This is a genomic window from Pseudomonas azotoformans, from assembly GCF_900103345.1.
In the GTDB taxonomy this organism is placed as follows: Bacteria; Pseudomonadota; Gammaproteobacteria; order Pseudomonadales; family Pseudomonadaceae; genus Aquipseudomonas; species Aquipseudomonas azotoformans.
Genome location: NZ_LT629702.1, coordinates 4,676,006 through 4,693,230, shown reverse-complemented (window position 1 = coordinate 4,693,230; position 17,225 = coordinate 4,676,006). Strand labels below are relative to the sequence as shown.

The 17,225-nt window shown below is 61.7% G+C and carries 20 protein-coding genes; 9 read left to right on the top strand and 11 right to left on the bottom strand.

The features are described 5' to 3' along the window. Positions 1-61 precede the first annotated feature (61 nt). From bufB to cfaB, 3 genes are all read left to right on the top strand, one after another. Complete coding sequence (gene bufB / locus BLR69_RS21380; protein WP_071494699.1) at positions 62-907, top strand: MNIO family bufferin maturase; 846 nt, start codon at positions 62-64, stop codon at positions 905-907. Further along, positions 898-1,686, top strand: coding sequence for an HvfC/BufC N-terminal domain-containing protein (locus BLR69_RS21375; protein ID WP_071494698.1), 789 nt, complete (start codon positions 898-900; stop codon positions 1,684-1,686). Before bufB ends, BLR69_RS21375 begins: the two co-directional genes overlap by 10 nt. An 87-nt stretch (positions 1,687-1,773) precedes the next feature. Then, entirely contained in the window at positions 1,774-2,958 is a 1,185-nt protein-coding gene (gene cfaB, locus BLR69_RS21370) for a C17 cyclopropane fatty acid synthase CfaB (protein WP_071494697.1), read from the top strand. A gap of 133 nt (positions 2,959-3,091) precedes the next feature. Here the strand turns inward: cfaB and cls are convergent, their stop codons facing one another. Further along, on the bottom strand, positions 3,092-4,531 hold the full coding sequence (gene cls / locus BLR69_RS21365; RefSeq protein WP_071494696.1) for a cardiolipin synthase: 1,440 nt from the start codon (positions 4,529-4,531) through the stop codon (positions 3,092-3,094). Between the two features lie 130 nt (positions 4,532-4,661). On the opposite strand from cls, the gene BLR69_RS21360 reads away from it, so the two are divergent. Beyond that, entirely contained in the window at positions 4,662-5,183 is a 522-nt protein-coding gene (locus tag BLR69_RS21360; RefSeq protein ID WP_071494695.1) for a DUF3617 domain-containing protein, read from the top strand. Here the strand turns inward: BLR69_RS21360 and BLR69_RS21355 are convergent. The 8 genes from BLR69_RS21355 to folE2 are packed head-to-tail and all read right to left on the bottom strand — an operon-like array spanning position 5,167 to position 11,622. Continuing rightward, positions 5,167-5,985 (bottom strand): His/Gly/Thr/Pro-type tRNA ligase C-terminal domain-containing protein, encoded by an 819-nt coding sequence (locus tag BLR69_RS21355; RefSeq protein WP_071494694.1) that lies wholly within the window; start codon positions 5,983-5,985, stop codon positions 5,167-5,169. The genes BLR69_RS21360 and BLR69_RS21355 overlap by 17 nt on opposite strands. A gap of 11 nt (positions 5,986-5,996) precedes the next feature. Further along, a complete protein-coding gene (locus BLR69_RS21350; RefSeq protein WP_071494693.1) occupies positions 5,997-7,334 on the bottom strand; it encodes a dihydroorotase in 1,338 nt (445 codons plus the stop codon). A gap of 3 nt (positions 7,335-7,337) precedes the next feature. Continuing rightward, complete coding sequence (locus tag BLR69_RS21345) at positions 7,338-7,898, bottom strand: gamma carbonic anhydrase family protein (RefSeq protein WP_058424331.1); 561 nt, start codon at positions 7,896-7,898, stop codon at positions 7,338-7,340. Next, a complete protein-coding gene (hisI, locus tag BLR69_RS21340; RefSeq protein ID WP_071494692.1) occupies positions 7,895-8,308 on the bottom strand; it encodes a phosphoribosyl-AMP cyclohydrolase in 414 nt (137 codons plus the stop codon). Before hisI ends, BLR69_RS21345 begins: the two co-directional genes overlap by 4 nt. Continuing rightward, a complete protein-coding gene (locus BLR69_RS21335) occupies positions 8,305-9,183 on the bottom strand; it encodes a metal ABC transporter substrate-binding protein (RefSeq protein ID WP_071494691.1) in 879 nt (292 codons plus the stop codon). The genes hisI and BLR69_RS21335 overlap by 4 nt, the downstream gene beginning before the upstream one ends. 11 nt (positions 9,184-9,194) lie before the next feature. Continuing rightward, complete coding sequence (locus BLR69_RS21330) at positions 9,195-10,061, bottom strand: metal ABC transporter permease (protein WP_071494690.1); 867 nt, start codon at positions 10,059-10,061, stop codon at positions 9,195-9,197. Continuing rightward, positions 10,061-10,729: a metal ABC transporter ATP-binding protein gene (locus BLR69_RS21325; RefSeq protein ID WP_071494689.1), complete on the bottom strand. Its 669-nt coding sequence runs from the start codon at positions 10,727-10,729 to the stop codon at positions 10,061-10,063. Before BLR69_RS21325 ends, BLR69_RS21330 begins: the two co-directional genes overlap by 1 nt. Then, complete coding sequence (gene folE2, locus BLR69_RS21320; RefSeq protein WP_071494688.1) at positions 10,726-11,622, bottom strand: GTP cyclohydrolase FolE2; 897 nt, start codon at positions 11,620-11,622, stop codon at positions 10,726-10,728. The genes BLR69_RS21325 and folE2 overlap by 4 nt, the downstream gene beginning before the upstream one ends. Positions 11,623-11,749: 127 nt before the next feature. Here folE2 and BLR69_RS21315 point away from each other — a divergent pair, with 127 nt between their 5' ends. Then, the gene (locus BLR69_RS21315) at positions 11,750-12,952 is read left to right on the top strand and encodes an N-acetylmuramoyl-L-alanine amidase (protein WP_071494815.1); all 1,203 of its coding nucleotides are present in this window, start codon (positions 11,750-11,752) and stop codon (positions 12,950-12,952) included. Here BLR69_RS21315 and BLR69_RS21310 read toward each other — a convergent pair. After that, on the bottom strand, positions 12,949-13,317 hold the full coding sequence (locus tag BLR69_RS21310) for a glutamine synthetase (protein WP_071494687.1): 369 nt from the start codon (positions 13,315-13,317) through the stop codon (positions 12,949-12,951). The two genes, BLR69_RS21315 and BLR69_RS21310, sit on opposite strands and share 4 nt — an antisense overlap. A 127-nt stretch (positions 13,318-13,444) precedes the next feature. Between BLR69_RS21310 and dksA the strand changes: the two genes are divergently transcribed. The 4 genes from dksA to BLR69_RS21290 are packed head-to-tail and all read left to right on the top strand — an operon-like array spanning position 13,445 to position 16,736. Further along, the gene (dksA, locus tag BLR69_RS21305; protein ID WP_071494686.1) at positions 13,445-13,849 is read left to right on the top strand and encodes an RNA polymerase-binding protein DksA; all 405 of its coding nucleotides are present in this window, start codon (positions 13,445-13,447) and stop codon (positions 13,847-13,849) included. A 27-nt stretch (positions 13,850-13,876) separates the two neighbouring features. Then, positions 13,877-15,085, top strand: a complete 1,209-nt coding sequence (gene zigA, locus BLR69_RS21300; protein ID WP_071494685.1) for a zinc metallochaperone GTPase ZigA — start codon at positions 13,877-13,879, stop codon at positions 15,083-15,085. Next, positions 15,085-15,729, top strand: coding sequence for a DUF1826 domain-containing protein (locus tag BLR69_RS21295; protein ID WP_071494684.1), 645 nt, complete (start codon positions 15,085-15,087; stop codon positions 15,727-15,729). The genes zigA and BLR69_RS21295 overlap by 1 nt, the downstream gene beginning before the upstream one ends. A 44-nt stretch (positions 15,730-15,773) precedes the next feature. Further along, entirely contained in the window at positions 15,774-16,736 is a 963-nt protein-coding gene (locus BLR69_RS21290) for a CobW family GTP-binding protein (RefSeq protein WP_071494683.1), read from the top strand. Here BLR69_RS21290 and BLR69_RS21285 read toward each other — a convergent pair. Beyond that, positions 16,730-17,125, bottom strand: a complete 396-nt coding sequence (locus BLR69_RS21285; protein WP_058424321.1) for a DUF3301 domain-containing protein — start codon at positions 17,123-17,125, stop codon at positions 16,730-16,732. The genes BLR69_RS21290 and BLR69_RS21285 overlap by 7 nt on opposite strands. Positions 17,126-17,225: the final 100 nt, after the last annotated feature.

Sequence of the window (17,225 nt, the reverse complement as noted above, 5' to 3'; positions counted from 1 at the left end):
ACAAACGAGTGCAACCGCAGCGGGCCCCCCGCCGCTGCGGACACTTTCCCAGGAGTGTCTTATGCCTGCCTCCCTTTCAAGCCTCGGCTACGGCCTGGGTTTACGCAGTGAGTACTACCAGCAGATCCTCGAACAGTCGCCGACCGTGGACTGGTTCGAAGTGATCTCCGAGAATTACCTGGTCCAGGGCGGCAAAGCCTTGTACTACCTGGATGCGATAGCCGAGCGTTATCCCCTGGTGATGCATGGCGTGTCCCTGTCCATCGGCGGGCCGCATGCCCTCGATACCGACTACCTCAAGCAGATCAAACAGCTTGCCGAGCGCATCCAGCCAGCGTGGGTGTCCGATCACCTGTGCTGGAGCCGTGGCAGCGCCCATCAGTTGCATGACCTGCTACCGCTGCCTTACACCGAAGAAAGCCTCTACCACGTGGCCGCCCGGGTGCGCCAAGTGCAGGAGGTGTTGGAACGTCCGCTGGTGCTGGAAAACGTTTCCAGTTACGTGCGTTCCAAGGCCGATGAATTCACCGAGTGGGAATTCCTCAACGCCCTGGCCCACCTGTCGGGGTGCCAGTTGTTGCTGGACGTCAACAATGTGTACGTCAGCTCGCGCAATCATGGCTTCGATGCCTGGACGTTTATCCGCAACCTGCCGCCGCACAGCATCCGCCAGCTGCACCTGGCAGGGCACATGGACTACGGCGACTACGTGGTCGATACCCATGACCACCCTGTGTGTGATCCGGTGTGGGCGCTCTATCAACAAACGCTGGAGCACCTGGGGCCGGTGTCGACGCTGCTGGAGCGGGACGATCATTTCCCACCCTTCGAAGAGTTGCTCACCGAGCTGAGCAAGGCCCGTGAACTGGGGGCCATGGCGTTGGCCAGGAGACCGTTATGCGCCTGACCGATTGGCAGTTGGCCTTTGAACAGCACCTGTTATCCGAAACACCCGTGGCCAACAGTGGCTTCGCCGCGACCCTGCTGGGCGGGCCGACGCTGGATGTGGACACGGGCCTGGCGATTTATCACAACGCCTATATCTCGCGATTGCAGGACGTCTTGCGGCATGACTACAGCGCCATTCTTTATTGGCTGGGGGATGACGAGTTCGCAGCACTGACCGAAGCCTACGTGCGCCGCTACCCTTCGGCCCATTACAGCCTGCGCTGGCTGGGCGAACGTTTCCCGGCGTTTATCCTCGAGCATCTGGTGGCGGAGCAAAGTGCGCCGCTGGCGGAGCTGGCGCGGTTGGAGTGGGCGTTTACCCTGGCGTTTGATGCGCCGCAGGGCAAACCGCTGACCCTCCACGACATGGCAAGCCTGGCGCCTGAAGACTGGCCGGGCCTGCAAGTCACGCTGGCGCCCTCCGTGCAACAGGTCCTCTGCGACTTCAATACCGTGGCGATCTGGCGCGCCAGCAAGGACGAGTCTGACTTCCCCCACAGCCAGGCGCTGGACCCGGCGCACATCTGCCTGGTATGGCGGCACCAGAATGTGTGCCAGTACCGCAGCCTGGAACCTGCAGAAATCTGCGCCCTGGCGGGCATGGTGACCACCGGCTGGAGTTTTTCAGAACTGTGCGCCGAGCTGGCAGTCACTTATGCAGAGGGTGCCCCATTGCAGGCCGTGACGTGGCTGAAACAGTGGGTCCAGGACGGTTTGCTCGAGCGCCGAGCCCCATAGAAGACCGCTATCAAATCGATAGCCTCCTACTTTGTCTTGGGATGGTCTACCCTCACAGCAGACGTCTGAAACAAGGGGGGACTACTCATGCTCGCGCAACTTCCACCGGCCTTACAGAATCTTCAGCTACCGCTGCGTCTTCGACTCTGGGACGGCCATGAATTCAACTTGGGCCCCGAGCCCAGTGTGACCATCGTGGTGAAGGACCCCACGGTCGTGACCAAGCTGACCCATCCCACGCTCGATTCACTGGGCGAAGCCTTCGTCGAGGGCAAACTGGAGCTGGAAGGCTCTATCTCCGAGGTCATCCGGGTGTGTGACGAATTGAGTCATGCCCTGATCGAAGACGACGAGGGGAGTCGTCCGGTGCGCTCGATCCACGACAAGGCCACCGACGCAGCGGCCATTTCCTATCATTACGACCTGTCCAACGAGTTCTACCAGCTGTGGCTGGACCAGGACATGGCGTACTCCTGCGGTTATTTCGAAACCGGCAGCGAATCCATCGACCAGGCGCAACAAGACAAATTTCGCCACCTGTGCCGCAAGCTGCGGCTGCAGCCGGGTGAGTATTTGCTCGACGTAGGCTGTGGTTGGGGCGGGTTGGCACGGTTTGCTGCGCGGGAGTTCGGGGTCAAAGTGTTTGGCATCACCCTGAGCAAGGAGCAACTGGCGCTGGCCCGTGAGCGGGTCAAGGCCGAAGGGCTGCAAGATCAGGTGGACCTGCAATTGCTCGACTACCGCGACCTGCCGCAAGACGGCCGTTTCGACAAAGTGGTGAGCGTGGGCATGTTCGAACACGTCGGCCACGCCAACCTGGCGCAGTACTGCAAAACCCTCTTTGGCGCCGTGCGCGAAGGCGGCCTGGTGATGAACCACGGCATTACCGCCAAGCACACCGATGGTCGCCCGGTCGGTCGTGGTGCCGGGGAGTTCATCGAGCGTTATGTGTTTCCCAACGGCGAGCTGCCGCACTTGGCGATGATGACCGCCGAAATCAGCGAAGTCGGGCTGGAAGTGGTCGACGTCGAAAGCCTGCGCCTGCACTACGCGCGCACCCTGGACCATTGGAGCGAGCGCCTGGAAGACAACCTGGAAGCGGCGGCGAAGATGGTGCCGGAGCAGGCGTTACGCATCTGGCGGCTGTACCTGGCCGGTTGTGCGTACGCGTTTGCCCGGGGCTGGATCAACCTGCACCAGATTCTGGCGGTGAAACCCCATGCCGATGGCAGCCACGAACTGCCGTGGACGCGGGAAGATATCTACCGCTGAGCCTCTGGGAACACTGAGGATCCAAATGTGGGAGCGGGCTTGCTCGCGAATGCGGTGTGTCAGTCACTTGTGATGTAACTGATCCACCGCATTCGCGAGCAAGCCCGCTCCCACATGGGTTTTAAGTTGCCTGCTAGAGAATCGGTGAAATAAGCCGCGCGACCCGCATGCCCAGTTGTTGCAGGCGGCGGGTCTCGCGGCTTTCTTGCTGGCTGACCTCGTGGGCCAGGGCGAAGTCGTCCAGCAGCATCTGCTCGACTTCCCGGGCGAAGGCTTCGTCGACCGTCAGCAACATCACTTCAAAATTCAGTCGGAACGAACGGTTGTCCATGTTCGCACTGCCGATGGCGCTGATTTCGCTGTCCACCAACACCACCTTCTGATGCAGAAAGCCCGGCGTGTAGCGGAACACCCGCACACCGGCGCGCACCGCTTCGATCGCGTAAAGGCTGGACGCCGCGTAGACGATGCGATGATCGGGCCGTGAGGGCAGCAACAGGCGCACGTCGACCCCGCGCAGCACCGCCAGGCGCAGGGCGGCGAACACGGCTTCGTCGGGGATGAAGTACGGGCTGGTGATCCATACGCGTTCGGTCGCCGCGTGGATGGCTTCGACAAAAAACAATGAGCAGGTTTCATACGGGTCGGCGGGACCACTGGCAAGCAATTGGCAGAGCACGCCGTCTTCCGGGTAGGTATCCGGCAGGATCAGCGGCGGCAACTCGCGTGCCGCCCAGAACCAGTCTTCGGCAAACGACTCCTGCAAACACGCCACCACCGGGCCGGTAACCTGCACATGGGTGTCGCGCCACGGCGCCAGCGGTGGTTTCTTGCCCAGGTATTCATCGCCGACGTTATGCCCGCCGACAAACCCGGTGATGCCGTCCACCACCACGATCTTGCGATGGTTGCGGAAGTTGACCTGGAAGCGATTGAGCCAGCCGCTGCGGGTGGCGAACGCTTTGACTTTTACCCCGGCGTCGCGCAGCGATTGCACATAACGATGGGGCAGGGCGTGGCTGCCGATGCGGTCGTAGAGCACGTGGATGTCTACGCCTTCAGCGGCTTTTTCCTTCAACAGGGCGTGGAGTTGGCGGCCCAACTCGTCGTCATGAATGATGAAGAACTGGAACAGCACCGCTGTCCTGGCGTTGCGGATCGCCTCGAAGATCGCGCTGAACGTGGCCTCGCCATTGATCAACAAGCGCACTTCATTGTTGGCCAGGCACGGCATGCGGCCCAGCTTGGGCATGGCGCGCAGCGAGGTGTAGGCGCTGGAGTTGCGTGCCGCCAGGGCTTCCTCGACCCAGGGGCGCCAGTTCAGCGCGGTGATCGCGGTGTGCATTTCCTGGTTGGCTTGGCGGCGGGCCTGGATGTAGGCGTCAAACGTGCTGCGGCCGAAGATCAGGTAGGGGATCAGCGTGAGATAGGGCATGAACATCAGCGACAAGGCCCAGGCGATCGAGCCTTGGGCGGTCCTGACGGTCAGCACCGCGTGGATCGCGGCGAGAGTCCCGAGAAAGTGCAGCGTGGCGATGAAGTAGGCGAGCAGGTGCGGGCCAAAAAAATCCATGGACGACGGTACTCCAGACAATCCAGTGCCTAACAGACCATGTTCGGTCACGAATGTCGCTATTTTATTTGGCGTGCAACACTGACGCCTTTGCGGCGTCTAACGCCAACAATTGCCCAGGAGTTACCCGATGAATGCTCGTCTGCTTGGTTTAGCCATGGTTATTGGTTTGTCGCTGCCCGTGGCAGCACAGGCGCAGATGCTGGCGCCGGGCTTGTGGGAATTGACCACCAGCAATATGAAAGTCGATAACCAGGACCTGCCGGATCTGTCGCTGATCCTCGGTCAACTCAAGCAACAGATGACCCCCGAACAGCGCGCCATGCTTGAAAAACAGGGCATCACTATGGCCGGCAAAGGCGTTCAGGTGTGCCTGACACCGGCGCAGGTCGCTTCTGATTCTATCCCCCTGACCGACCCGCAATCGGGCTGCAAACAGCAAGTGACCGACAAGACCGGCAACCAGTGGAAATTCCGCTTCAGTTGTCCGAAAGCCCAGGGCACGGGCGTGGCGACCTTCCAGAGTCAGAAGGAATTCACCACCACCGTCAACGGCACCTTCAATGCCACCGGCATTCAGCAGAAGGGCAGTCTCGACAGCCACGCTCAATGGCTGGGCAACGACTGCGGTACGGTCAAGCCTCGCGCGTAAGCCTTTCGCACAAGGCCTCGACACTCATCTGACCGAGGTCTTCTCCCTGGCGGCTACGTAGACTGACGTAGCCACCCGCTTTCTCCTTCTCGCCCAATATCACCAAATACGGCGCTTCGTGGAGGCTGTGTTCACGGATCTTGTAGCCGATCTTCTCATTGCGCCGGTCCATGACCGCCCGTACGCCCACGCCCTTTAATGCATCGCATACCTGTTGGCCGAAGTCGGCCTGCTGTTGACTCATCGTGAGCACCGCCACCTGTTGGCTGGCCCAGCAGGTGCCCGTGATACGTTGCAGTGACGCATTGCTGGCAACCCTGGTCAGTTTGAAGGCGCGGATCACCCCCGTGCTGGGCACATGGGGGCCTTGGCCCAGGGCCTCGAAATCTCCCAAGCGCCGTACCGGATGATTGGTGTTTGCCAGTTGGCGCATACGCACCTCAAGCCGTCTCAGGTCGGTGGGCGTGAAGGTGTGTTCGTAGACTGAGTCGTAGTAAAAGCCATCTTCTACTACCGCTCCGGCTACCCGTTGAGCGGCGGGAAACAGTTGCTTGATGGCCATTGCCAACAGGCTCGCGCAGGAGCGCCGCAGAATCTCCAACCCCTCGCGATCCTGGGTGGTGATGATCTGGAGCCGGGTGTCCTGTTCCAGCACGTGCTCGCAACCCACCAGCTCACCCTCGACGCGGCCGGCAACCGCTGCCTTGGCCAGCCCCACCCCGATACTGGCAGCCACTTCATAAACTGACAAAGCGCCGTCGTACTCGCGTTGGGTGCCGTCTGGCAGGGTGATGCGGATCATCGCCGTCGTCTCTAGCGCTGGAAATGCAAAGGTAATCCTTGGCAGCTGTCTATTACCTGACCGTTATCAAAGGCCATGTGCCCGGACACCAAGGTGGTGCTGACGCTATGGCGGAAGCTGCGCTCGGCGAAAGGCGTCCAGCCGCAGCGGGCCAGGATTGGTTGGCTGCTGACCGGTTTGCCGTCGGGCTCGGGTTTGATCAGCACCAGGTCGGCCCAATAACCTTCGCGCAGATAGCCGCGATCAGGGATGGCAAACAGATCGGCGACGCGATGGCTGGTTTTCGCGACCAGGGTCGCCAGCGGCAGGTGCCCATCGGCTACCAACTCCAGTAGCGCGGGCAGGGCATGCTGAACCAGCGGCAAGCCCGCCGGCGCTTCACGGTAATCCAGCTGTTTTTGCGCCCAGCTATGTGGTGCGTGGTCGCTGCCGATCACATCCAGGCGGTTGCTCAACAAGGCCAGGCGCAAGGCGTCGCGGTCGGCGCGGCTCTTGATCGCCGGGTTGCATTTGATCTGGTGGCCGAGGCGGTGATAGTCGCGGTCGTCGAACAGCAGGTGGTGCAGGCAGACTTCGGCGGTGATGCGTTTTTCGGACAGGGGCTTGTCTTCGAACAGTGCGAGTTCACGGGCGCTGGTCAGGTGCAGCACGTGCAGGCGTGTGCCATGACGCTTGGCCAATTCCACGGCAAAGGACGACGAGCGATAGCACGCCTCGGCATCGCGGATCAGTGGGTGCGCGACGGCGGGGATCTTGTCGCCGAAGCGTTCGCGCAAACGTTGTTCGTTGGCCTGGATGCTCGGCGTGTGTTCGCAATGGGCCAGCAGGATGGTCGGCACTTCGGCGAACAGTCGCTCCAGGATCCGTGGGTCATCCACCAGCATATTGCCGGTGGACGCCCCCATGAACACTTTCACCCCGGCGACCTCACGCGGGTCGAGGGCGGCGACGGTGTCGAGGTTGTCGTTGCTCACGCCGAAGTGAAAGCCATAGTTGGCCACCGAATGCAGGGCGGCGCGGCGTTTTTTATCGGCCAGGGTTTCCAGGTCCAAAGTGGCCGGGCTGGTGTTGGGCATGTCCATGAAGCTGGTGATGCCACCGGCCACCGCGGCGCGGGATTCGCTGTAGAAGCTGCCTTTGTCCGGCGCGCCGGGTTCGCGAAAGTGCACTTGGTCATCGATCATGCCCGGCAGCAGCCACTGGCCTTGGGCGTCGATTTCCACTGGCTCGTTATAGCCGTCAAGGCTACTGGCGATCTTCTCGATGCGGCCATTGGCGACCAGTACGTCGGCGTCGAATTCCTGGCCTTCATTCACCAGGCGGGCATTGCGAATCAGCACGCGGCTCATGGCTCAGAACTCGTTTTGCAGGGCTTTGTAGCCGCGCACCAGATCGACGTTGGTACGCGCCACGTCTTCGGAAAACTCCGAGGCGCTCACGCTCACCGGCGGGAATTGCGACAGGTCGGTGTTGGGCCCTATGCGGGTGGTGGAGGGCACGTAGAAGGCGGCGGGTAAATCGCGGCCGTCGACCACCGAGTTGTGGCGCACTACGCAGCCATCGCCCACGGCACAGTTGAACAGCACGCTGTTGAAGCCGATGAACACGCGGTCGCCGACGCTGCAGGGTCCGTGGACGATGGAGCGGTGAGCAATGGAGGTGAACTCGCCGATGGTCACTGCTGCGCCGGACTTGGAGTGGATGACCACGCCGTCCTGGATGTTGGAGTTGGCGCCGATGGTGATCGGGTCCATGTCCCCGCTGGCGTCGACTTCATCGGCGCGAATCACCGCGTAGGGGCCGACGAAGACGTTCTCGCCGATGATGACCTTGCCGCAGATGATTGCGGTCTTGTCGACGTAGGCCGATTCGGCAATGACGGGAAGATCGCCGGACGGGTTTTTGCGGATCATGCTGAGGGCTCCGTGATGATGTGAACGTGGTCGCCATCGATAGCGTTGTAGAAGCAGGTAGGGCGGCCGGTGTGACACGCCGGGCCTTGCTGGTCGACGATCAGCAACACAGCGTCGCCGTCGCAATCCAGGCGTGCTTCGACCAGCTGTTGCCAATGGCCGGAGCTTTCGCCCTTGCGCCATAGCTGTTGGCGCGAGCGCGACCAGTAGCAGACTTGCCCGGTGGCCAGGGTTTCCTTGAGGGCCTGGCGGTTCATCCAGGCCAGCATCAACACCGCGCCACTGCCGTGTTGCTGGGCAATGGCGGCGATCAGGCCGTCGCTGTTCCACGGCAGTGCATCGAGTACAGGTTCGAGTGGAAAGCGGCTGCCCACGGCAGCCCCTTCCAGGTCGAGCATGCTCAGGGTCATGGCTTGCTCAGGGCCGCACACAGGGTGTTGAGGTTGTACTCGAACAGTCCGGTAAAGGTGCTGGCCGGGCCTTGGGCGGCGAGTGCGTCGGAGTACAGCGTGCCGCCGATCTGCGCGCCGCTTTCGTCAGCAATCTGCTTGAGCAGGCGTGAGTCTTTGATGTTTTCCATGAACACGGCCTTGACCTTGTCTTTGCGGATCTGGGTGATCAGCGCGGCGACTTCGGCGGCCGAGGGTTCACGTTCGGTGGATAAGCCCTGAGGCGCAAGGAACTCAATGCCGTAGGCCTGGCCCAGATAGCCGAAGGCGTCATGGGAGGTGACGATGCGGCGGTTGCCTGGTGGCAGCGCACCGAACTTGGCCTTGGCTTCGGCCAGCAGGCGGTAGATCTCTTTCAGGTAGGCCTGGCTGTTGCGCAGGTAATCCGCCTTGTTCGCCGGGTCGGCGGCGACCAGCGCCTTGGTGATGTTGTTCACGTAGATTTCGGCGTTGGCCAGGTTGTGCCAGGCGTGTGGGTCAGGAATGGTTTCGCCGTCTTCTTCCATGGTGTGGGAAATCACGCCTTTGCTGGCGGTGACCACAGTGGCCTTGGTTTCGGTGCTGGCCACCAGACGGTCCAGCCATGGCTCGAAGCCCAGGCCGTTCTTGATGATCAGCTTGGCCTTGAGCAACGCCTTGGCATCGTCCGGCGTTGGCTCGTAGGTATGGGCGTCGGCGTCGGGGCCGACCATGTTGCTGATCTGGATGTGATCGCCACCGATCTGGTGGGTGATGTCATCGAGAATACTGAAACTGGTCACCACCTGGAGTTTGTCGGCGGCCTGGGCCATCGACAACGGCAGCAGCAGACTGAACAGCACGAGTAAAGCGCGCATCGGGAAACACCTCATTGGGATGTAAGGGAGGGCGGGCGGCGCAGCAAGCCGTGCACCGGACCGAAGACCACGGACAGCAGATACCCGGCGCCAGCCACCAGCACGATGGCCGGGCCGCTGGGCAGCGAGTAGTAGAACGAAAGCAACAAACCCAGCCATACCGACAGGCATCCCAGCACCGCCGATACTGCGATCAACACCGGCAGGCGCCGGCTCCAGAAACGCGAAGCGATGGCCGGCAGCATCATCAAACCCACCACCATCAAGGCGCCGATGGCCTGGAAACCGATCACCAGGTTCAGCACCACCAGGGTCAGGAACAACCCGTGAGCCAGTGGGCCGAGGCGGCTGACGGTTTGCAGGAACAGCGGATCGAGGGTGTCCAGCAGCAACGGTCTGTAGATCACCGCCATGGCGATCAGGCTGAACCCCGAGACCCAGAGCATGCCGGTGAGGGTGGTTTCATCCACGGCCAGGGCGGAGCCGAACAGCAGGTGCAGCAGATCCAGACGCTTGCCGGCGATGCCGAGGATCAACACGCCGGCGGCGAGGGAGATGGGGTAGATGGCGGCCAGGCTGGCGTCTTCACGCAGGCCGGTGCGGCGGGTGATCCATGCGGACAGGCCGGCCATGCTCAAGCCGGCACCCAGGCCGCCGATGGTCAGGGCCGGCAGGCTAAGGCCGGCAAACCAGAAACCGAGGGCGGCGCCGGGCAGGATGCCGTGGGCCACGGCGTCACCGATCAGGCTCATGCGTCGCAGGATCAGGAACACCCCGAGCGGTGCGGTGCTGCAGGCGAGTACCAGTCCGCCGATCAGCGCGCGGCGCATGAATACGAAGTCGAGGAAGGGCATCCACAGGTGGGCGGCGAAGTGCATCAGGCCACCTGCATTTGGGGCTGTGGGCGGATCAGCTCTTTGCTGGGGCCGAACAGGCAGCCGGTGTTTTTGATCTGCACCACCTGCTGGGTGTGGTGGCGCACGGAAGCGAGGTCATGGCAGACCACGATCAGCGTACGGCCTGCGTCGTGCCAGGCGTGAATATGTTTCCAGCACAGCGCCTGGCCTTCTTCATCGAGGGCGGCGTGGGGTTCGTCGAGTAACAGCACCGGCGCTTCGGCCAGGCTCATGCGGGCGAGCAGGGCGCGTTGCAGCTCACCACCGGACAATGCCATCAACGGGCGGTGTTCCAGGCCGCTGAGGCACCAGTCCTCCAACACGGCTTCAAGGCGCTGGCTGCGTTGTTGCGGGGAGAGCTGGGTGCCCCAGAATCCGGCGGCGACCAGTTCCTGCAGGCTGATGGGGAACTGGCGGTCCAGGTGTTGTTGCTGGGGCAGAAACGACAGGCCGCCACGGCGTGGAACCGCCACCGTGACCTTGCCCGCCAAGGGTTTTTGCAGGCCGGCGATGACTTTGAGCAGGCTGCTTTTGCCGGTGCCGTTGGCGCCGATGATGCCGGTGAGGCTGCCTTTCTCAAGGGTGAGGTCGAGGGCGGGCGTCAGTGGTTGGCCCGGGGCGCCCCAGCGTAAGGTGGTGCAGGTGATCATGCAGGGTTTCTCGTCCAGCGGCTTTCAGCCACGGCATCGTGCGCGTGCAGGCTTCCGGCGTGGATCACTTTCAGGTGGAAGGCTTTGACGGCATCCGAGCGTTTCAAGGCGAGGTTCAGGCGGCGGGCGGCGTCTTCGCAGAACATCAGGTTCTGCCCGTTGGCCAGGGCGAAGGCTTGTTCGTCCGCGCGTTTTACAGCGGTTTGTACGGCCGTGCCGAGGGCGGCTTCGACGTTATCGATCAGTTCGGTGATGGGCAGGCTGGGTTGGTCGCCATCCAGTTCGATCAGCAACTGCGCGTTGCTGCGCTGGCTGTGGGGTGTGGCGACGATGCCGTTGGCGCTGCCGAGCCAGGTCAACACGTCCTCATGCTGCAGCGGGGTGTTGCCAAAGTCTTCAAGAAATTGCTGCTGAATCAACTGCCTGGCGAGGGCAGCCGAGCACGGGCAGGTTGAGGAATAGGTAACGTCAATTTTTAGTTCCACGTGGAACATCTGTTTTTCCAGGCGCGCTTCGATGCTCACCGGGTAGCCTTTCCAGCCGGCCAACGGGCTGACCAGCGCCGAGCGCTTGAGCAGCAGATCAGTGTGGATGCGCAGGTAGGCGTTATTAGATAAACCTTCATGACTGTCGAGAAAACGCTGCAGTACAGTACGCAGAAGTGCAGGCGTAAGGGGCTGCTGGTCGAGCATCTCCAGTGCCAGGTACAGGCGTGACATATGAATGCCACGGGCGGTGCCATCGTCCAGGCTCACGCCGGCATCGGCGGTGGCGGTGAGGCGCTGGCCGTCGATGAGGATTGGCAGGGCGATGCCACACATGCCTACCCAGTCGAGTGGCAAGGCCTGGCGTGAAGCCTGCGCGGCGATATCCGGCAGAGTCAGCGCATTCATGAGCAGGTCCATCATTGGAAATAAAAAGACATGTTATAGTATAACTATTGTGTCGACGATGGTTTTTCTGCGCCAGCCTTTTTTCAGTCATGTAGAGCAGGGACGCTCCTTTTTTGCGGTACTTTTCATGCACAGACGTCAGCTTCTTAACCTGCTTCTGGCCAGCCCTCTTTTCACCTTGCCATTCGCCGCCCACGCCACGCAGATCAGCAATGCCCGCCTGTGGCGCTCGGACGACAAGCTGCGGCTGGTGTTCGACCTCAGCGGCCCGGTGCAATACAAGACCTTCACCCTGAGCGCGCCGGAACGCCTGATCATTGACCTGAGCGGCGCCGGCCTCAGCGGTGATTTCTCTCAGTTGGCGCTGAAGAACAGCGGCATCACCTCGATCCGCTCGGGGCATTTCGGCAAAGGCGATACGCGCATCGTGCTGGACCTGGCCGCACCGATGCAGCTCAACAGCTTTCTATTGCCACCCCAGGACGGCCAGGGTCATCGCCTGGTGCTGGACCTGACCAGCGCCACTCAGGCGCCTCGCCAGATTGCCGCCGAACCTGCGCCGCGCGTGGATAAGGCGCACCCCAAGCGCGACATTATTGTGGTGGTCGACCCCGGCCACGGCGGCAAGGACCCGGGGGCGGTCGGGTCCAAGGGCCAGCGCGAAAAAGACGTGGTGCTGTCCATCGCGCAACTGTTGGCCAAACGCTTGAAGCGCGAGAAGGGCTTTGATGTGAAGTTGGTGCGCAACGATGACTTCTTCGTACCGCTGCGCAAACGGGTGGAGATCGCTCACAAGCACAATGCCGACATGTTCATCTCCGTGCATGCGGACGCGGCGCCGCGCATCACCGCCTCGGGCGCGTCGGTGTATGCCCTCTCCGAAGGCGGCGCGACTTCAGCCACGGCGCGGTTCATGGCACAACGGGAAAACGGTGCCGATTTGCTTGGCGCCACCAGCCTGCTCAATCTGAAGGACAAGGACCCGATGCTGGCCGGGGTGATTCTGGATATGTCGATGAACGCCACCATCGCTTCCAGCCTGCAACTGGGCAACTCGATCCTGGGTAGCCTGGAAGGCATCACCAGCCTGCATCAGAAGCGCGTGGAACAGGCGGGATTCGCGGTACTCAAGTCACCCGACGTGCCGTCGATCCTGGTGGAAACCGGGTTTATCTCCAATGCGCGGGACAGTGCGCGGCTGGTCACCGCGCGGCATCAACAGGCGGTTGCCGATGGGTTGTTCGAAGGCTTGAAAAAGTATTTCCAGAAGAACCCACCGATGAACAGCTACATGGCGTGGGTGCAGGAACAGAAGAACGCCCAGGTCTAGCAACCCGTTATACGGCTGCAGGTGAATTTGGCGCTGGCGCCACCCGAACTGGAAAACCGGTTGAGGGTGGTCCAGCCCACGCGCCGCGTGTAGCCGACCCACGCCTCACCATCCGACGCCAACCCGGTAAAGAACGTCAGCTGCCCGTAGCGGCTGTTGGTCTGCGCCCAGTAGCGCTTGCCGATCACCTCATACCCGCGCAAATACGTGGTACTGCCGACGGTCGCCACGCTGTAGGCATTGCCCAATGGATCCACACAAGCCAGCAGGTTGGCGCTGCGCGTGCAGTGGGCCAACAGGCTGGGGGCCTGGGCGCAGGCAGGTCCCGCCGCAGCCAAAAACAGGGCGCACACCAGGTATTTCATCAGGTTTCTCGCGGCAGGGAAGTGTTCAAGCATTGCGCCCTTCGTCGTGGTGAGCAAGAGGGTATTGGCTTATTTGTATTGTTATACTATAACATAAAAGCACAGCCTGACCCGTGAACCGCTCTCCATGACCGAACAAGACCTGCTGGCCCAGCTGCCCGACGACTACATGAATGAGGCCCAACAAGGCTTCTTCCGTGAGTTGCTGCTGGCCCAACGCAATGAGCTGCAAACGCGTATCGACGCCCAATTCCTGCTGCTGCGTGAGCAGGAAACCAACAGCGACCCGGCCGATGTCGGTAGCGCTGAAGAACAGCGTCAATGGCAACTGCGCCTGCTGGAGCGGGAAAAGAAGCTGCTGGACAAGATCGACGACGCCCTCGAATTGCTGGCGCGCGGCGAGTACGGCTGGTGCCGCGAGACTGGCGAGCCCATCGGCCTGAAGCGCTTGTTGCTGCGTCCTACCGCAACCCTGTGTATCGAAGCCAAAGAACGTGAAGAGCTGCGCGAACGCCATAAACGGGCGATCTGACCGGCCAACCCTGATGAGGAATACCTGATGCCCAATCGTCTCCCCGTTACTGTGTTGTCCGGCTTTCTCGGCGCCGGTAAAAGCACGCTGCTTAACTATGTCCTGCGCAACCGCGAAAATCTGCGGGTGGCGGTGATCGTCAACGATATGAGCGAAATCAACATCGATGGCAGCGAAGTCCAGCGCGACGTCACCCTCAACCGTGCCGAAGAAAAACTGGTGGAGATGAGCAACGGCTGCATCTGCTGCACTTTGCGTGAAGACTTGCTGGAAGAAGTCGGAAAACTCGCCAAGGAAGGTCGGTTCGATTACCTGCTGATCGAATCCACCGGCATCTCCGAGCCCTTGCCGGTGGCCGAGACCTTCACCTTTCGTGACGAGAACGAGCAAAGCCTGGCCGACATCGCCCGCCTGGACACCATGGTCACCGTGGTCGACGGCATGAACTTCCTGCTCGACTACCAGGCCGCCGAAAGCCTGGCCTCGCGCGGTGAAACCCTGGGTGAAGAAGACGAACGCTCCATCACCGACCTGTTGATCGAGCAGATCGAATTCGCCGACGTGATCCTCATCAGCAAGATCGACCTGATCAGCAGCCGCGAACGTGAAGAGTTGATGGCAATCCTCGAGCGCCTCAACGCCCAGGCGGAAATCATCCCGATGGTCATGGGCGAAGTGCCGCTGAACAAGATCCTCAACACCGGCCGTTTCGACTTCGAGCGCGCGGCCCAGGCTCCGGGCTGGTTGCAGGAATTGCGCGGTGAACATGTGCCGGAAACCGAAGAGTACGGCATTGCCTCCACCGCTTACCGCGCGCGCCGCCCGTTTCATCCACAGCGCTTTTTCGACTTTATCGACCGCCCGTGGGTCAACGGCAAACTGCTGCGTTCCAAGGGGTTTTTCTGGCTGGCCAGCAAACACCAGGATGCGGGCAGTTGGTCCCAGGCCGGCGGTCTGATGCGTCATGGTTTTGCCGGCCGCTGGTGGCGCTTCGTGCCAAAAAGCCAGTGGCCTCAGGACGAAGAAAACGTCGCGGCGATCATGGGCAACTGGCAACTGAGCACCGGCGACTGCCGCCAGGAGTTGGTGTTTATCGGCCAGAACATCGACTTCACCCGCATGCGCGCCGAGTTGGATGCGTGCCTGCTCAACGATGAAGAAATGGCCTTGGGCGTCGACGGTTGGCGCCTGCTGGCCGATCCTTTTGGCCCCTGGTATGAGGAGGCAGCCGCCTGATGCTGGCCCCGGTTATCCCCCTGCGTCCCGTGATTCGCCAGACCCGCGGTGACACCCCGCTGGCGCTGTCCGACATTCTCGAAGACGGCGTCAACCTGGCGCTGTGGCAGCGCCACCTGCCACTGCACATCGCCGAGTTCGGCGCCTTGCTGGTGTCGCTCAACGAGCCGTTGGCCGATTCCATGGTCATCGAGCTCAACAACGAAGACGCCGAGCCAAACTTGCAGGGCTTGGCGTCGAGTTGTCGTGATCTTGAGGGCTACGAAGGCTTTATCGCCGATGTGTCGTGGCTGGTCAGTGCGTTCGCCTGCCTGCTCGGCGCCAAGCGTATAGGCGTGCGCCTGCGTCTGCTGGATAAAGCCATGTGCCCGCGTTTTCACGTCGACCACGTGCCGGTGCGCTTGATCACCACCTATGCCGGGGTTGGCAGCCAGTGGTTGCGTGAAGGCGTGATGGACCGTCGCAAACTCAGCCAGCCGGATGCCGAACCCACCGAGCGTATCGAGCAGATCCACTGTGGCGAAGTGGCCTTGCTCAAGGGCACCAAATGGCATGGCAATGAAGGTCATGGCCTGATTCACCGTTCGCCCGCACTGAGGGCCGACGAGCGCCGCTTGATCCTGACACTGGATTGGCTCGCATAACCGCGTAGGATCAAACGCTCTACACGGTCCGAACGATGCCTCTCATGCTGCAGAACATTCCCACCCACGTGATTGCCGGGCCCTTGGGCGCCGGCAAGACCAGCCTCATCCAGCACCTGCTCGGCCAACGCCCGGCCAATGAGCGTTGGGCTGTGTTGATCAACGAGTTCGGGCAGATCGGCCTGGACGCTGCCTTGCTCACGCGAGATGACGACGGCATTGCCTTGGGCGAAGTTGCGGGAGGTTGCCTGTGTTGTGTGAATGGCGCTCCGTTCCAGGTAGGTCTGGGCCGTTTGCTACGTAAGGCTAAGCCCGATCGGTTGTTTATCGAACCCTCGGGCCTGGGTCATCCGGCACAGTTGCTCAAGCAGTTGCGCGAAGCGCCGTGGCAGAACGTGCTGGCCGTCCAGCCGTGTGTGGTGGTGCTGGATGCGCAAGCGCTGGCGGCGGGCAAGCCCTTGCCCCCAGCGCAGCAGGAGGCGTTGGCGAGTGCCGGGTTGCTGGTATTGAACAAGGACGAAGCACTGGACGCGGCGCAGCGCGAGGTGATCGAGCGCCAGTTACCCGAATGCCCGCTTTACTGGACTCGCCAGGCGCATCTACCGCTGGCGCATTTACCTGGGCTTGGCGCACGAGGTGTTGCGGCTGTGGATAACTTCGCCGTACCCCAACGCCTGGGGCAAATGCCGGCCATCTGGACCGATCCAGGCCAGCCCATTTGCCTGAGTCAGGCTCAAGAGGGCGGTTGGAGCATTGGTTGGCGCTGGCACCCCAGCCAGCAGTTCGACACCCAGCGGCTGCATCACTGGCTTACAAGCCTTGATTGGCGCCGCGCCAAACTGGTTATCCACAGTGCCGAAGGCTGGGTGTCCGCCAACGCTGTGGATAACGGCCCGCTCGCCTGGCAACCCAGCGAATGGCGTCGCGATTCACGCATCGAATTGATCTTCAGCGAGCCACAGGACGTGGACACGTTACAGCGTGCGCTGGCCGCCAGCCGTCAGTGACGGTTCTTGGACGCATGGTCCTGGCGCCACTGGCTCAGCTCAATCACTTCGGCGCTGGGCAGCGGCGTCTTGATCTCGAAAGGGTAGGGCGCCAGTTCGATCTGTGCGCTGTGGGCACCGAACTGGGTGATAGTCCCCGGATGGCGGGTTTCGCCGGTCACGGTGAACTCGAAGTTGTAGATGCGTGCCAGGCGCCGCCGACCGTTGGCATCCTTTACAAAGCCGATGCGCTTGAGTGCCACTGCACCGTCGAGCAGTTCGATGTCGAGCTTGGCGCAATGCTGCTTGACCCGCTCCAGCGCCCGCTCGCGCAGGCCGTGGTTGTGCCATACCCAGGCGGCACCGGTCGCCAGCAGCATCAACACGAACATGTTTCCCAGGGTCAGCATGCGAAAAAACTCCAACAAAGTGAGAGCAGCTTAACTGTGTCGCCGGTCTGTCGTACAGGCTGCGTTTAGTCGCATACTGCGCGGCCAGAATTTCATTGGT

What these genes read in the sequence shown, in the direction of transcription:
- bufB (WP_071494699.1), top strand. Translation starts at nt 62, where the DNA reads ATGCCTGCCTCCCTTTCAAGCCTCGGCTACGGCCTGGGTTTACGCAGT.
- BLR69_RS21375 (WP_071494698.1), top strand. Translation starts at nt 898, where the DNA reads ATGCGCCTGACCGATTGGCAGTTGGCCTTTGAACAGCACCTGTTATCC.
- cfaB (WP_071494697.1), top strand. Translation starts at nt 1,774, where the DNA reads ATGCTCGCGCAACTTCCACCGGCCTTACAGAATCTTCAGCTACCGCTG.
- cls (WP_071494696.1), bottom strand. Translation starts at nt 4,531, where the DNA reads ATGGATTTTTTTGGCCCGCACCTGCTCGCCTACTTCATCGCCACGCTG.
- BLR69_RS21360 (WP_071494695.1), top strand. Translation starts at nt 4,662, where the DNA reads ATGAATGCTCGTCTGCTTGGTTTAGCCATGGTTATTGGTTTGTCGCTG.
- BLR69_RS21355 (WP_071494694.1), bottom strand. Translation starts at nt 5,985, where the DNA reads ATGATCCGCATCACCCTGCCAGACGGCACCCAACGCGAGTACGACGGC.
- BLR69_RS21350 (WP_071494693.1), bottom strand. Translation starts at nt 7,334, where the DNA reads ATGAGCCGCGTGCTGATTCGCAATGCCCGCCTGGTGAATGAAGGCCAG.
- BLR69_RS21345 (WP_058424331.1), bottom strand. Translation starts at nt 7,898, where the DNA reads ATGATCCGCAAAAACCCGTCCGGCGATCTTCCCGTCATTGCCGAATCG.
- hisI (WP_071494692.1), bottom strand. Translation starts at nt 8,308, where the DNA reads ATGACCCTGAGCATGCTCGACCTGGAAGGGGCTGCCGTGGGCAGCCGC.
- BLR69_RS21335 (WP_071494691.1), bottom strand. Translation starts at nt 9,183, where the DNA reads ATGCGCGCTTTACTCGTGCTGTTCAGTCTGCTGCTGCCGTTGTCGATG.
- BLR69_RS21330 (WP_071494690.1), bottom strand. Translation starts at nt 10,061, where the DNA reads ATGCACTTCGCCGCCCACCTGTGGATGCCCTTCCTCGACTTCGTATTC.
- BLR69_RS21325 (WP_071494689.1), bottom strand. Translation starts at nt 10,729, where the DNA reads ATGATCACCTGCACCACCTTACGCTGGGGCGCCCCGGGCCAACCACTG.
- folE2 (WP_071494688.1), bottom strand. Translation starts at nt 11,622, where the DNA reads ATGAATGCGCTGACTCTGCCGGATATCGCCGCGCAGGCTTCACGCCAG.
- BLR69_RS21315 (WP_071494815.1), top strand. Translation starts at nt 11,750, where the DNA reads ATGCACAGACGTCAGCTTCTTAACCTGCTTCTGGCCAGCCCTCTTTTC.
- BLR69_RS21310 (WP_071494687.1), bottom strand. Translation starts at nt 13,317, where the DNA reads ATGAAATACCTGGTGTGCGCCCTGTTTTTGGCTGCGGCGGGACCTGCC.
- dksA (WP_071494686.1), top strand. Translation starts at nt 13,445, where the DNA reads ATGACCGAACAAGACCTGCTGGCCCAGCTGCCCGACGACTACATGAAT.
- zigA (WP_071494685.1), top strand. Translation starts at nt 13,877, where the DNA reads ATGCCCAATCGTCTCCCCGTTACTGTGTTGTCCGGCTTTCTCGGCGCC.
- BLR69_RS21295 (WP_071494684.1), top strand. Translation starts at nt 15,085, where the DNA reads ATGCTGGCCCCGGTTATCCCCCTGCGTCCCGTGATTCGCCAGACCCGC.
- BLR69_RS21290 (WP_071494683.1), top strand. Translation starts at nt 15,774, where the DNA reads ATGCTGCAGAACATTCCCACCCACGTGATTGCCGGGCCCTTGGGCGCC.
- BLR69_RS21285 (WP_058424321.1), bottom strand. Translation starts at nt 17,125, where the DNA reads ATGCTGACCCTGGGAAACATGTTCGTGTTGATGCTGCTGGCGACCGGT.